Origin of the sequence: Agrobacterium sp. CFBP 3001, assembly GCF_027871605.1 — a bacterium.
GTDB classification, from domain to species: Bacteria; Pseudomonadota; Alphaproteobacteria; order Rhizobiales; family Rhizobiaceae; genus Agrobacterium; species Agrobacterium leguminum.
Genome location: NZ_JAQAHD010000002.1, coordinates 366,321 through 379,536 on the forward strand (window position 1 = coordinate 366,321; position 13,216 = coordinate 379,536).

A 13,216-nucleotide genomic window follows, 5' to 3' on the forward strand; every position below is an offset into this window, starting at 1 on the left:
GTCAGCGCCTTCCATTCAAGTCGAAAAGAAACGATCCGGCGGGATCGTTGACGAAGTTTTTGCCGCCGCTCTTTTGCGGCGAGGGGGTCCAGACCGGCTGGGACAGCTGTTCCGCCCTCTCGGTGTTTTCGGAGAGACCGGAGAAATATATGTCTTCGGCGCTCGAAAGATCAGGGGCGGAAACGACGGATGTCAGCGTCCAGCCCTTGCGGATCAGGTGCCGGACGAGAAAATCGCGTCCCTCCAGCGCCGTGATGAGCCCGATGGCGAAACCGCAGAGAATGCCAACCGGTTCGAATCCGGCTAATATCGAAGCCTGCCCCGCCGCAACGAGGGCGACGACAACGAGAGCCGTTGCTAGCCACAGCCGGTTGATCGCAAGCCATAACCATGGCGCAATGAGAGCAAGCCAGACGAAACGGTCTGCAACAAAGCGGGTCGTCTTGTGGTCCCTGTCCGGCCCGTTGGGGGCTTCCAGAACGAGATAGCTTGTCATGGGCTTCCTGACAGCTTGGGCGTCAGGCCAGCATGCCCTTCGTGGAGGGAACGCGGCCTGCCTGCCGGGGGTCGATCTCGGTTGCCGTGCGAAGAACGCGGGCAACGGCCTTGAAGCATGTCTCGGCGATATGATGGTTGTTGGCGCCGTAATGGTTCAGGATATGCAGCGTAATGCCGGCATTCTGGGCGAGCGCCTGAAAGAACTCGCGCACCAGCTCCGTGTCGAAAGTGCCGATCTTCGGCGCGGAAAAATTGACGTTCCAGACGAGGAACGGCCGGCCGGAAATATCGACGGCGGCTTTGGTCATCGTCTCGTCCATGGCAAGATCGAGCGAGGCGTAGCGGGTAATACCCCGCCGGTCGCCAAGCGCTTTCGCGATCGCCTGGCCAATGGCGATGCCGGTATCCTCCACGGTGTGGTGGTCATCGATGTGCAGGTCGCCCTGAACATCGATCTCCATGTCGATCAGCGAATGGCGGCTCAGCTGGTCCAGCATATGGTCGAAAAATCCCACGCCGGTGGAAATTTTCGATTTGCCGGTGCCGTCGATATCCACACGCACCGAAACCGAGGTCTCGTTGGTCTTGCGGATAATCTCGCCTTTACGTTCTGCCATTTTGGCCGCTCCGTGAAAATGTTGCCGTTCCTTATCAGCACGGGACACAAATATCCAGTTGTTCCCTCGTCTTGCCTGACATGCTCAAAACGGTGCGTCGCCTCGAAGATTGCAATCGTGAAAAGCAAACTTACATAGAACCCGAGAAGGGCCGCATCCCGGCCCGTTAACCGCAGGCCCGGCAGGGCAGACAGGTGTTTGATGACAACAATTATTACAGTCAGAAAGGGCGGCAAGGTCGTCATGGCTGGCGATGGTCAGGTAAGCCTTGGCCAGACGGTCATGAAGGGCAATGCCCGCAAGGTTCGCCGCATCGGCAAGGGTGAAGTGATTGCCGGTTTTGCCGGTGCAACGGCGGATGCTTTTACGTTGCTTGACCGTCTTGAAAAGAAACTCGAGCAATATCCGGGCCAGCTCATGCGCGCCGCCGTAGAGCTTGCGAAGGACTGGCGTACAGATAAATATCTGCGCAATCTCGAAGCCATGATGCTGGTGGCCGATAAATCCACCACGCTCGCCATCACCGGCAATGGCGATGTGCTGGAGCCTGAGCACGGCGCGATCGCCATCGGTTCCGGCGGCAACTACGCCTTTGCGGCTGCCCGCGCCATGATGGACACGGACAAATCGGCGGAGGAGGTGGCGCGCCAGTCGCTCGATATCGCTGCCGATATCTGCGTTTATACCAACCACAATCTCGTCGTCGAAACGCTCGACGCCGAATAAGTCAGTTTTCTCACCCCCATTTCTCACCCAAGGGTCCTGTGGGCCGGGCCGGAATGGCCGGCCGGAACAGGAAAGCCGAGAGGATAGAATGACCACTTTTTCTCCCCGGGAAATCGTCTCGGAACTCGACCGCCACATCATCGGCCAGCATGATGCAAAACGCGCGGTGGCGATTGCGCTGCGCAACCGTTGGCGCCGCCAGCAGCTCGATGAGAGCCTGCGCGACGAAGTCATGCCGAAAAACATTCTCATGATCGGGCCGACCGGTGTCGGCAAGACGGAGATTTCCCGCCGCCTCGCAAAGCTGGCCGGCGCGCCTTTCATCAAGGTCGAGGCGACGAAATTCACCGAAGTCGGTTATGTCGGCCGCGATGTCGAACAGATCATTCGCGATCTGGTCGAGATCGGCATCGGCCTCGTGCGTGAAAAGAAGCGCGCCGAAGTACAGGCCAAGGCGCATCAAAGCGCCGAAGAGCGGGTGCTCGATGCGCTGGTTGGCGCAACCGCATCGCCCGGTACGCGTGAAAGCTTCCGCAAGAAGCTGCGCGACGGCGAACTGGACGACAAGGAAATCGATATCGAAGTGGCGGATAGCGGATCGGGCATGCCCGGTTTCGAAATTCCCGGCATGCCGGGTGCCAATATCGGCGTGCTCAACCTGTCGGAAATGTTTGGCAAAGCTATGGGCGGCCGCACCAAGAAGGTGCGCACGACGGTATCGAAATCCTATGCCGATCTGATCCGCGATGAATCCGACAAGCTGCTCGACAATGAAATGATCCAGCGCGAGGCGGTGAAGTCGGTCGAAAATGACGGCATCGTCTTTCTCGATGAGATCGACAAGATCGCTGCCCGCGATGGCGGCATGGGTGCCGGCGTCTCGCGCGAAGGCGTGCAGCGCGATCTGCTGCCGCTTGTCGAAGGCACGACGGTTTCGACGAAATACGGGCCGGTGAAAACCGACCACGTTCTTTTCATCGCATCGGGCGCCTTCCATGTGGCAAAGCCGTCGGATCTTCTGCCGGAGCTTCAGGGCCGTCTGCCGATCCGTGTGGAGCTGAAGCCGCTGACCAAGGAGGATTTCCGCCGTATCCTGACGGAGACGGAAGCAAGCCTCATCCGCCAGTATAAAGCGCTGATGGCGACGGAAGAACTCGACCTCGATTTCACCGATGATGCAATCGATGCCCTGGCCGATGTGGCTGTTCATCTCAATTCGTCGGTCGAGAATATCGGTGCGCGCCGTCTGCAGACGGTGATGGAGCGTGTTCTGGACGAGATTTCCTTCAATGCGCCCGATCGCGGTGGCTCCGCCGTCAAGATCGATCAGGAATATGTTCGCAAACATGTCGGCGATCTCGCCGCCGATACGGATTTGTCCCGCTATATTCTCTGAAGATTTCAGGGACACGAGAAAGAAGAGTGCGGCCATATTTGCCGCACTCTTTTATTTTATCCGCCTTGTCTCGCATTCAGCCCGCATTTTGTTTATGGGAAGGGCTGCATTCCGGTTGGAACCGCTTTAGTGGAATGATCCGGTTTCCTCAGCACCTTTCGCTGGCGGAAATCGCAGGCTTGAGAAAAGGCATTCGCTCGTGCGCAAAACTCTTCTGGCATTTGCCGCTGCTTTGACGTTCACCGTCACCGCGTCTTCTTACGTCGAAGCCGCGACGGTCGTTCCGCCAGGCAATCGCAATGCCGAACAGCCCGGCGTTCCCGGCGCTTCCGCAAAAAGAACAAAGGCGTCCAACACCTCCTTCGAGCGCAAATACCAGAAGGTCATCGACCTTTTGTCCTCCGACAAGGCGCTGATCGCCAAGATCAAGTCGACGGCCGGGCGCTACGGCATCGATCCGATCCATATGATCGGCGCGATCGTCGGCGAACATACCTATAATGTCGACGCCTATGACCGGCTGCAGTCCTATTACGTCAAGGCGGCGTCTTACGCGGGCAACAGCTTCCGTTTCGGCTACAAGGACGAAACCATTGCGCAGTTCCTGACCCATTCGCAATTTGCCAAATGCCAGTCGAAGAGGGATTCATACAGCCTCTGGAACTGTCGGGAAGATGTCTGGGAAGACAGTTTCCGCGGCAAGACGGTCGATGGTGTCGCCTACCCGAACAACCGTTTCAGCGCCGTGTTTTTCCAGCCCTTCTATGCCGGTCAGACCTTCGGCCTCGGCCAGATCAACCCGCTGACGGCGCTGATGTTGTCCGATATGGTGTCCAGAACTTCGGGCTATGAGAAGCTGGATGAGAACGACGCCACCGCCGTCTACACCGCCATCATGGACCCTGACCGGTCGCTCGCTTTCATGGCGGCGTCCATCCGCAAGTCTATCGACGACTATAAATCTATTGCCGACATGGATATTTCGAAAAATCCGGGTGTGACCTCCACGCTTTATAATGTCGGTGGGTCGCAGCAGCGTGCCGCTGCGCTTGCCCAGAAGAACCGCCAGCGCGCCCCAGGCGGGGAGCAGCCCCTGTTGCCGGAGGAAAATTATTACGGCTGGCTGGTGAATGATCGCATCAAGGATTTGCAGGCGCTTTTGTAGAAAAAGGCGACTATCGCCCGCATTGTTTCCAAAACGGAAATAATATTTGGCTGTCTGCCGCAATTGACGAGCGGCCGTCTCCGCGTCCAATCTGTGCCTCCAGAATAGAGGAGGCGCATGTGAGCCGCACGAATAAATTCGGTCTTTCCATCGATGACAGGCTTTATGCCTTTTTGACTGACGACGTCCTGCCCGGCACGGGTCTGGATAGCGAGGCGTTCTTCGAAGGTTTTTCGACCATTGTTCACGAGCTTTCTCCGAAGAACCGCGAATTGCTGGCAAAGCGTGACGCTCTGCAGGAAAAGCTGGATGGCTGGTATCGGCAGAATGGCGCGCCGGCGGATTTTGACGCCTATGAGGGCTTTCTGAAGGAAATCGGCTATCTGCTGCCGGAAGGTCCCGGCTTCCAGGTGGAAACCAGCAATGTCGACCCTGAAATCGCCGCCGTTGCCGGCCCGCAGCTCGTCGTTCCGGTCATGAATGCGCGTTATGCGCTGAATGCGGCCAATGCCCGCTGGGGTTCGCTTTACGATGCGCTTTACGGCACGGATGCTATTTCTGACGCCGATGGTGCGGAGAAGGGCAGGGGGTATAATCCGAAGCGCGGTGAAAAGGTCATTGCCTGGGCGCGAAACTTCCTCGATGAATCCGCGCCGCTGGAAACGGGAAGCTGGTCCGAGGTGACCGGTTTCAAGATCGAGGATAGCCTGTTGCAGCTTGCTATCGGCGACGCCAGGACTGGTCTCAAGGATGCAGCCCAGTTCAAGGGTTTCAGCGGCGAAGCGGCAAAGCCTGCAACGATCCTGCTCGGCAAGAATGGTCTGCACACCGAAATCGTCATCGATCGCACGACCGAAATCGGCAAGGGCGACAAGGCGGGTATCTCCGATGTCGTTCTCGAATCCGCTCTCACGACCATCATGGATTGCGAAGATTCGGTTGCCGCCGTCGACGCCGAAGACAAGGTGCTGGTTTATGGCAACTGGCTTGGCCTGATGCGCGGCGACCTGACCGAAGAAGTATCCAAGGGTGGCAAGACCTTCACACGCAGCCTCAACCCGGATCGCTATTACACGGCTCCCAATGGTGCCGCGCTGACCTTGCCGGGTCGGTCCCTGATGCTGGTGCGAAATGTCGGTCATCTGATGACCAATCCGGCGATCCTCGACAGGGATGGTCGGGAGGTTCCTGAAGGCATCATGGACGCCGTCGTCACGGCGTTGATCGCCCTTTATGATGTCGGTCCATCCGGGCGGCGTCAGAATTCCCGCGCCGGCTCCATGTATGTCGTCAAGCCGAAGATGCACGGGCCGGAGGAAGTGGCCTTCGCCAACGAAATCTTCAGCCGGGTCGAAAAGCTTGTCGGCATGGCGCAGAACACCATGAAGATGGGCATCATGGATGAGGAGCGCCGCACCACGGTCAACCTCAAGGAAAGCATTCGCGCTGCGAAGGATCGCGTCGTCTTCATCAATACGGGTTTCCTCGACCGCACCGGCGACGAAATCCACACCTCGATGGAGGCGGGTCCGATGATCCGCAAGGGCGACATGAAGCAGGCTGCATGGATCGCGGCTTACGAGAACTGGAACGTCGATATCGGTCTCGAATGCGGCCTTTCCGGCCATGCGCAGATCGGCAAGGGCATGTGGGCGATGCCGGATTTGATGGCGGCTATGCTGGAGCAGAAGATCGCGCATCCGAAGGCCGGCGCCAATACGGCCTGGGTGCCGTCACCGACGGCGGCGACGCTGCATGCCACGCATTATCACAAGGTCGATGTCGCTGCCGTTCAGGAAGGTTTGAAAAGCCGCGGCCGGGCGAAGCTTTCCGATATTCTGTCGGTGCCGGTCGCGCCGCGTCCCAACTGGACGCCGGAAGAAATCCAGCGCGAACTCGACAACAACGCGCAGGGCATTCTCGGATACGTCGTGCGCTGGGTCGATCAGGGCGTCGGCTGCTCCAAGGTGCCGGATATCAACAATATCGGGCTGATGGAAGACCGCGCCACGCTGCGCATCTCCGCGCAGCATATGGCGAACTGGCTGCGCCACGGCGTGGTGACAGAGGACCAGATTGTCGAAACCATGAAGCGCATGGCAGCCGTGGTCGATGCGCAGAATGCCGGCGATCCGGCTTATCTGCCGATGGCATCCGATTTCGATGGCTCGGTGGCATTTCAGGCGGCTGTCGAACTCGTGCTGAAGGGCCGCGAACAGCCGAACGGCTACACCGAGCCGGTTCTGCACCGCCGTCGTCTGGAGCTGAAGGCCAAACAGGCGGCCTGAAGCCGTCGGCGTCCCGAGAAACAAAAAAGCCGCCGGGGAAATCCACGGCGGCTTTTTCTTGTCTGGTATGTGATCTTTACTGGATCACGATGACCTTGGTGCTGCGGCCGGGACGAACGCGGCTGTAAAGGTCGATGACGTCCTGGTTGATCATGCGGATGCAGCCGGAAGAGGCGGCGGTGCCGATCGAGGCCCATTCGGGCGAACCGTGGATGCGGAACAGCGTGTCCTGTCCCTTTTCATTGAAGAGATACATGGCGCGCGCGCCGAGCGGGTTGGTAAGACCCGGACCCATGCCAGCCTCGACATATTTGGCGACTTCCGGCTTACGGTCCGCCATTTCTTTCGGCGGATGCCACATCGGCCATTCCTGCTTCCAGGCGACATAGGCCTCACCGGCCCAGGCGAAACCTGCCTTGCCGACGCCGATACCGTAGCGAACCGCGCGGTTGCCGGACAGGATGTAATAGAGGTAACGCTCACGCGTATTGACGATGATGGTACCGGCGCGTTCGGATGTCTGGAATTCGACGATCTGACGGCGGTACTTCTCATTCACACGATTGATCGGAATGGCTGGCAGCGCATAGCCCGCATCGGTCACGGGACCGTAGACATCGTTGAATATCTGGACGGTTTCGACCTTTGCCGGAACGGGGTCTGCAACCGGGACTGACGCTGCGATCTTGCCGGAGGTCGGAGCGGAGGACTGGGAGGTAGTTTCGGCGCAGCCGGCCAGAGCCAGTGCTGCCGTCAGACCGAGTGCGGTCAATGGGGTACGGATGCGCATGTCGTTCTCGCGGAAAATTCGCCAAATTGTGCGAAAGAGTAGGCTTAATTGGATAAATCGGTTATTTTCCATTCAGCCGCTCTTGGCAAGCCGTTGCGCCACCGCGAAACGGTCGCGCATTTAAAATTGCCGGTTGATTGCCTTTTTTGCAACAATAGGCCAAACGCTTCAGCAGCCTTTATCCATGACTATTCTTTCCGTTACCAACAATAATCCGTTAATAGACGGTCGCCAGTCGGACAAGGCGATGCTGGTGCGCCGCGGCGTTCAGGTGCTTCTGCACGAAATGCGCCATTCGGTGCTGCCCGAACTGCCGCTTGCAAGCGGGCGACGGGCCGATCTCATCAGCCTGTCGGTCAAGGGTGAGATCTGGATCATCGAAATCAAATCCTCCATCGAGGATTTCCGTGTCGATCGCAAATGGCCGGAATACCGCCTGCATTGCGACCGGCTGTTCTTCGCAACCCATCCTGAAGTGCCGACCGACATATTCCCGGAGGAATGCGGGCTGATCCTGTCGGATGGATATGGCGCCCATATGCTGCGCGATGCGCCGGAGCATAAATTGCCGCCGGCAACCCGCAAGTCGGTAATGCTGGATTTCTCGCGAACCGCTGCGACCCGGCTGATGCTGGCGGAATGGACGACCGGGCGCAGCTTCGGAGAATGACTTCCGTTATTTGGGCGCGCGTTTGGCGAGAATGCGCTGCAGCGTTCGCCGGTGCATGTTCAGCCGGCGGGCGGTTTCCGAAACGTTGCGCTCGCACATTTCATAGACACGCTGAATATGCTCCCACCGAACCCGGTCTGCCGACATCGGGTTTTCGGGAACTTCGGTCTTTTCGCCCTTGCGCTGCGTCAGCGCATTGAACACATCGTCCGCATCGGCGGGCTTGGCCAGATAGTCCAGCGCCCCAAGCTTCACGGCGGTAACGGCGGTTGCGATATTGCCGTAGCCGGTCAGAACGACGATCTGCGTATCGTCCCGGTTCTGCCTGATGGCCTCGATGACTTCCAGACCGTTGCCATCCGCAAGCCTCAGATCGACAACCGCATATTTCGGTGGTGCAGCTTTGGAGCGGGCAATGCCGTCGCTCACTGTCTCGGCGGTGTCGACGGTAAAGCCACGTGTTTCCATCGCCCGGGCAAGCCGGCGCAGAAACGGGCCGTCATCATCGACGATCAGCAGCGATCTGTCGGGTCCGATCGGGTCGACATCGTCCGTTGGCGCGCTGGTGGAGTTGTTCTGGTCTTCTGTCTTCATGTTTCCGGCCTTCCGGCAACTTCGTCGGCTTGGTTTTCTTCTTCTTATCGCCGCTTCAACGTGGATGGTAAAGTCAACGGCTTCTTTTATCGTCCATAAGCGCCCGAGGCCAGACGATTGTGACCCGCGCTCCGGTTCCGCTCGTGCCGCGATTCTCAAAGGTGACGGTGGCGCCGGAGCGCTCCAGCAAGGTCTTGGCGATGAAAAGCCCGAGCCCGAGCCCGCCCGCCCGTGTGTCATTGTGACGTTCGGTCACATAGGGCTCGCCGATACGGGCAAGCACGTCATGGGCATAACCCGGCCCATCGTCTTCAATGATGACGGCGACGTTCTGCTGGTCGTAATCCACCGTCACGGTCACCTTTTCCCGCGCGTAATCCACGCCGTTTTCAATGAGGTTGCCAAGACCGTAGATGATGCCGGCATTGCGAATGCCGACCGGCTCGTCGGCGCGATTGTTCTTTTCAACGAGTTCGAGGCGGATGCCGAATTCCCGGTGCGGCGCCATCACCTCCTCGATCAGCGAGGAGAGCGGCAGGCGGCGCATGTGCTCCTCATTGTCGGCGGAAAGCGAGGTGAGGCGGCGCAGAATATCGCGGCATCTTTCGCTCTGGCTGCGCAGCAGGGCTATATCTTCGCCAAATTTTTCGTCGTTTCCGAGTTCCCGCTCCATCTCCTTCGCGACGACACTGATGGTCGCGAGCGGCGTACCGAGCTCATGCGCCGCTGCGGCCGCCAGCCCATCCAGCTGCGAGAGATGTTTTTCCCGCTCCAGCACCAGCTCGGTTGCAGCCAGCGCATCCGCCAGCTGATTGGCCTCATGCGAAACGCGATAGGCGTAAAAGGCCGCAAAAGAGGTTGTGGCGATGATGGCGACCCAGGTGCCGACATGCAGCAGAAGCTGGATCGGCAAAACCTCGCCGGGATACCACGGAACCGGAAACGGCGAAAAGGCGATCGCGGTCGAGCAGATGACGGCAAAGCCGAGGAGAATAAGCGAATGCCGCAGCGGCTGGGAGGCAAAGGCAATGATGACCTGCACGCAGATCAATGGCGCGAAGGGATTGGAAAGTCCGCCGGTGATGTAAATGAGCGCCGTCAATTGCAGCAGGTCGAAGGCCAGCAGCAATGTCGCTTCCCAGGGCTCCAGACGATAGGTGGAGGGAAAGCGCGCGGTGAGAAACAGATTTGCAAGAGCGAGCGCCGCGATCAGAAGGCCGCAGGCCAGAAGCGGCAGGGGGAAATTGAGCCCGAAAGCGACAAGCAGGATCGTTGCCGTCTGTCCCGCTACCGCCAGCCAGCGCAGCCAGACGATGGTCTGCAGCCTTATCCTGCGGCTGGCGCGGCCGAGCCTCGTGGTTTCGATAGAATGGCCAGCCACCTTCATCTCCTTTGCCCTGTTCATGATCGTCACGTCCCGCGCGGTTTTGCACGGCTGGTCGGCAGGGCCGATGCCGGGTCTTCCGGCCATGGATGGCGTGGATAACGCCCGCGCATATCTGCCCGTACATCCTTCCAGGAGCCCGACCAAAAACCGGGAAGATCGCGTGTCGTCTGTATCGGCCTGTGCGCCGGGGAGGTCAATTCCAGCAGCAGCGGCAACCGTCCCTGTGCAATGGACGGGTGGGCTCTCAGCCCGAAAAGCTCCTGCACGCGAATGGAAAGCGTCGGTTCGCTGGCGTCGTAACGAATGGGATGCCGCTGGCCCGTCGGCGCTTCGAAATGCGTCGGCGCCAGCTTGGCGAGATCGCGCGCCACCTCATGCGGCACCAGAGACAGGATCCCTTCGGAGAGGCTGCCGGGCCGGATGTCCTGCAGGCTGCGCGCACCGTTCTGAAAAGGGACGAACCATTCGTCCAGCCTGGAAAGCAATGCCTCGTCGCTGACATCCGGCCAGGGCTCCCCGATACTCGCGTTCAGAAAGCCGATCCTGTCGCGCAACTGCAGCGTCTCTTTCGAAAAAGGAAGTATGCCGATGCCGAATTCCCGAACGCCATTGGCGAGCGCCTGTGCCGCCTGCTCGCCCTCGGGACGGGGCAGGGGTGTCTCATCGAGGATGATGGCGCCAAGCCGCGTCACCTTTCGCGCGCGCGCCTGGCCGCTCGCCTTGTCGAAAAGCAGCTGGTCCTGCTGAACGATGAGATGCGGCATCCGCTCTTCTACATCGCTCCTCTCTATGCCTGCCGCCGCAAGGATGCGCGGCTGCGCCGCTCGCCCCGTAATATCGGCAACCACTAGCATTTTGCTCGCCGCCAGCCGTTCTGTCTCGGCAAGCTCTGCGCCACGCCCGTTGGCCATCACATAACGTCCCCGCGCGCCGCGCTGAAGCGCGATCCTGTCCGGATAGGCATGCAGCAGCAACGGACCGGCCTCGCTGGGCAACTCGGCTGTCGCCGTTTTGTCGCTGATCGCGTCGAACAGCCTCGATGCCAGCTTGCGCGCCGCCTGTGCCCTTTCGCTTCTGTCGGAAAGAAAGCGCCGCAGCCGTTCATCGAGATCGATATCGTTTCCGCCGAGCCCCTGTTCCGTCAGCATGACGGCGAGCATCGCCGCCTTTTTTCCCGCGCCTTCGCTTGCCGCCGCAATCACCATGGCCGCCAGCCGTGGCGGTAGTGAAAGGCCGCGCATCAGATGACCGCGCTGCGTCAGCGCTCCGCCTTTGTCGAGCGCGCCCAGATTTTTGAGAAGCATCACCGATTCTTTAAGTGCGGCTTCGGGGGGCATATCCAGAAAGGCAAGAGAAGAGGGATCCTGAACGCCCCAATGGGCGAGATCGAGCGCAAGGCCGGCAAGATCGCTCGCCAGAATTTGCGGTGGCGTAAAGGCGTTGAGCGCCGCCGTCTGCCCCGGATGCCACAGGCGGATCGCAACACCGGGTTCTGTCCGCCCGGCGCGACCCGCCCGCTGGTCGGCGGAAGCGCGCGACACCCGCACCGTTTCCAGTCTCGTGATTCCCGTTGACGGCTCGAAGACAGGTAGCCGCTGCAATCCGCTGTCGATCACCACACGCACGCCATCGATGGTAATCGAGGTCTCCGCAATCGAGGTGGCGAGCACGATCTTGCGTCGTCCGGCCGGCGCCGGCTTTATCGCTGCATCCTGCTCTTTCTGCGAAAGGTTGCCGTAAAGCGGAATGATATCCGTATCTGCGGGAAAACATCCCTCCAGCCGCGTGGCCGTTCGGATAATTTCCGCTTGTCCCGGTAGAAAGGCGAGGATGGAGCCGGTTTCCGACCCATGGGCTTCGGTGATCGCCTTGGTGACTTTCTCTTCAATCGGCACGCCCTGCCAACGATCCTCATAACGGACTTCGATTGGAAACGTCCGCCCAAGGCTCTGAATGACCGGCGCGCCTGCCATGAGCGTGCTGATGCGTTCGACATCGAGAGTGGCGGACATGACGAGGATACGCAGATCGTCGCGCAACCCACCCTGCACATCGAGTGCAAGCGCCAGTCCGAAATCGCCGTCGAGCGAACGTTCGTGAAACTCGTCGAAAATCACCGTCGAAACGCCGGCAAGTTCAGGATCGTCCAGAACCATCCGGGCAAACACACCTTCGGTCACCACTTCTATCCGGGTTTTCGAGGAGACGCGATTGTCGAGCCGCATGCGATAGCCGACGGTTTGCCCGACATCCTCGTGAAGCAGTTCGGCCATGCGCCCGGCTGCGGCACGGGCGGCAAGCCGGCGTGGTTCGAGAAGAATGATCTTGCCGTCACCCCGCCAGTCCTGCTGCAAAAGATTAAGCGGCACGAGCGTCGTTTTACCCGCGCCCGGTGGAGCCGAAAGAACTGCGCGCTTCGCCCCGGCCAGAGCCTCGGCGATATCGCCGAGAACGGCACTGACGGGAAGTTCGGGCAACTCGGTCTTTATAGGAACGGGCATTCTGGTCATGCAAACAGGCCTGCGGCATCTGGGATGGTGTTTAAGCGTCTCATATGCCGTTTCTAATGCACGGCCCCGCACTTTGACAGTCGTATGTAAGGAGCAGGCAAATGCTCCGACGTCAAAGTTACGGTTCCTTGCGCGCTATTTGCAGTCAGGACCGGAGGGCAGGCATTGGGCGTGTGGCTAAATGTCGGAAGATTCCGTCTCTTTTGCCTGTTTTCGCTTCGCTTCACGAAACTACCTAATAAAATCAATAGCTTGATAAAAATGTCAGTTTTTTGACGGTGGGTGTGTTGACTTGTTTGAGGGTGATCTCTTATAAGTCCGCTCACTGAACGAGGGCGGCGGCGCTGCTGGCGACGGCGACTTTCGTTCTGAAGAAATCAAGTTGATGAGCGGATTGCTTGTTGGGTTTCGGGGCTTATGGCTTTGGGGCGATTGATTTTGTGACTGCTTAGGGTGGTCTGTTTTTTGACAATTGAATATGAGAAGAAAGAGAAACGTGGGCGGCGAAGCTTGCGGGGTCTGAAGAGATTTGGACCTCTGGAATAGACTTTGACGGTCACGTTTGGATAAGAGAA

12 protein-coding genes are annotated in these 13,216 nt (G+C 59.2%); 5 read left to right on the forward strand and 7 right to left on the reverse strand.

From position 1 onward, the window contains the following. Position 1 precedes the first annotated feature (1 nt). Both PH605_RS05335 and hisB read right to left on the reverse strand, forming a co-directional pair. Positions 2–496, reverse strand: coding sequence for a DUF2628 domain-containing protein (locus PH605_RS05335; protein WP_080856923.1), 495 nt, complete (start codon positions 494–496; stop codon positions 2–4). A 22-nt stretch (positions 497–518) separates the two neighbouring features. Then, positions 519–1,115: an imidazoleglycerol-phosphate dehydratase HisB gene (hisB, locus tag PH605_RS05340; protein ID WP_078052249.1), complete on the reverse strand. Its 597-nt coding sequence runs from the start codon at positions 1,113–1,115 to the stop codon at positions 519–521. A gap of 201 nt (positions 1,116–1,316) precedes the next feature. Here hisB and hslV point away from each other — a divergent pair, with 201 nt between their 5' ends. From hslV to PH605_RS05360, 4 genes are all read left to right on the forward strand, one after another. After that, positions 1,317–1,841 carry an ATP-dependent protease subunit HslV gene (gene hslV, locus PH605_RS05345; RefSeq protein ID WP_003521197.1) on the forward strand — a complete coding sequence of 175 codons (525 nt, stop codon included), beginning with the start codon at positions 1,317–1,319 and terminating at the stop codon, positions 1,839–1,841. Positions 1,842–1,929: 88 nt separating this feature from the next. Continuing rightward, a complete protein-coding gene (hslU, locus tag PH605_RS05350) occupies positions 1,930–3,237 on the forward strand; it encodes an ATP-dependent protease ATPase subunit HslU (RefSeq protein WP_078052248.1) in 1,308 nt (435 codons plus the stop codon). 199 nt (positions 3,238–3,436) lie between these two features. Further along, positions 3,437–4,402: a DUF1402 family protein gene (locus PH605_RS05355; RefSeq protein WP_142844474.1), complete on the forward strand. Its 966-nt coding sequence runs from the start codon at positions 3,437–3,439 to the stop codon at positions 4,400–4,402. A gap of 119 nt (positions 4,403–4,521) precedes the next feature. Continuing rightward, the gene (locus tag PH605_RS05360) at positions 4,522–6,690 is read left to right on the forward strand and encodes a malate synthase G (protein WP_142844475.1); all 2,169 of its coding nucleotides are present in this window, start codon (positions 4,522–4,524) and stop codon (positions 6,688–6,690) included. 76 nt (positions 6,691–6,766) lie between these two features. Here PH605_RS05360 and PH605_RS05365 read toward each other — a convergent pair whose 3' ends face one another. After that, the gene (locus tag PH605_RS05365) at positions 6,767–7,480 is read right to left on the reverse strand and encodes a L,D-transpeptidase (RefSeq protein WP_003521204.1); all 714 of its coding nucleotides are present in this window, start codon (positions 7,478–7,480) and stop codon (positions 6,767–6,769) included. Positions 7,481–7,664: 184 nt separating this feature from the next. Between PH605_RS05365 and PH605_RS05370 the strand changes: the two genes are divergently transcribed. After that, positions 7,665–8,150: an MmcB family DNA repair protein gene (locus PH605_RS05370; protein ID WP_004444350.1), complete on the forward strand. Its 486-nt coding sequence runs from the start codon at positions 7,665–7,667 to the stop codon at positions 8,148–8,150. Positions 8,151–8,156: 6 nt separating this feature from the next. On the opposite strand, the gene PH605_RS05375 is transcribed toward PH605_RS05370, so the two are convergent. From PH605_RS05375 to PH605_RS05390, 4 genes are all read right to left on the reverse strand, one after another. Further along, positions 8,157–8,744, reverse strand: a complete 588-nt coding sequence (locus PH605_RS05375) for an ActR/PrrA/RegA family redox response regulator transcription factor (RefSeq protein WP_020808725.1) — start codon at positions 8,742–8,744, stop codon at positions 8,157–8,159. Positions 8,745–8,817: 73 nt separating this feature from the next. Then, positions 8,818–10,125: a two-component system sensor histidine kinase ActS gene (actS, locus tag PH605_RS05380; protein ID WP_080857121.1), complete on the reverse strand. Its 1,308-nt coding sequence runs from the start codon at positions 10,123–10,125 to the stop codon at positions 8,818–8,820. A 29-nt stretch (positions 10,126–10,154) separates the two neighbouring features. Next, positions 10,155–12,641, reverse strand: coding sequence for an ATP-dependent helicase HrpB (hrpB, locus tag PH605_RS05385; RefSeq protein ID WP_142844476.1), 2,487 nt, complete (start codon positions 12,639–12,641; stop codon positions 10,155–10,157). A 377-nt stretch (positions 12,642–13,018) separates the two neighbouring features. Continuing rightward, a partial coding sequence (locus tag PH605_RS05390) for a hypothetical protein (protein WP_205125156.1) occupies positions 13,019–13,216 on the reverse strand: 198 nt, incomplete at its 5' end.

Bases quoted from the DNA above. Each gene is read 5' to 3' on its own strand.
- PH605_RS05335 (WP_080856923.1), bottom strand. From the start codon at position 496: ATGACAAGCTATCTCGTTCTGGAAGCCCCCAACGGGCCGGACAGGGAC.
- hslV (WP_003521197.1), top strand. From the start codon at position 1,317: ATGACAACAATTATTACAGTCAGAAAGGGCGGCAAGGTCGTCATGGCT.
- hisB (WP_078052249.1), bottom strand. From the start codon at position 1,115: ATGGCAGAACGTAAAGGCGAGATTATCCGCAAGACCAACGAGACCTCG.
- PH605_RS05375 (WP_020808725.1), bottom strand. From the start codon at position 8,744: ATGAAGACAGAAGACCAGAACAACTCCACCAGCGCGCCAACGGACGAT.
- PH605_RS05365 (WP_003521204.1), bottom strand. From the start codon at position 7,480: ATGCGCATCCGTACCCCATTGACCGCACTCGGTCTGACGGCAGCACTG.
- hslU (WP_078052248.1), top strand. From the start codon at position 1,930: ATGACCACTTTTTCTCCCCGGGAAATCGTCTCGGAACTCGACCGCCAC.
- PH605_RS05370 (WP_004444350.1), top strand. From the start codon at position 7,665: ATGACTATTCTTTCCGTTACCAACAATAATCCGTTAATAGACGGTCGC.
- hrpB (WP_142844476.1), bottom strand. From the start codon at position 12,641: ATGACCAGAATGCCCGTTCCTATAAAGACCGAGTTGCCCGAACTTCCC.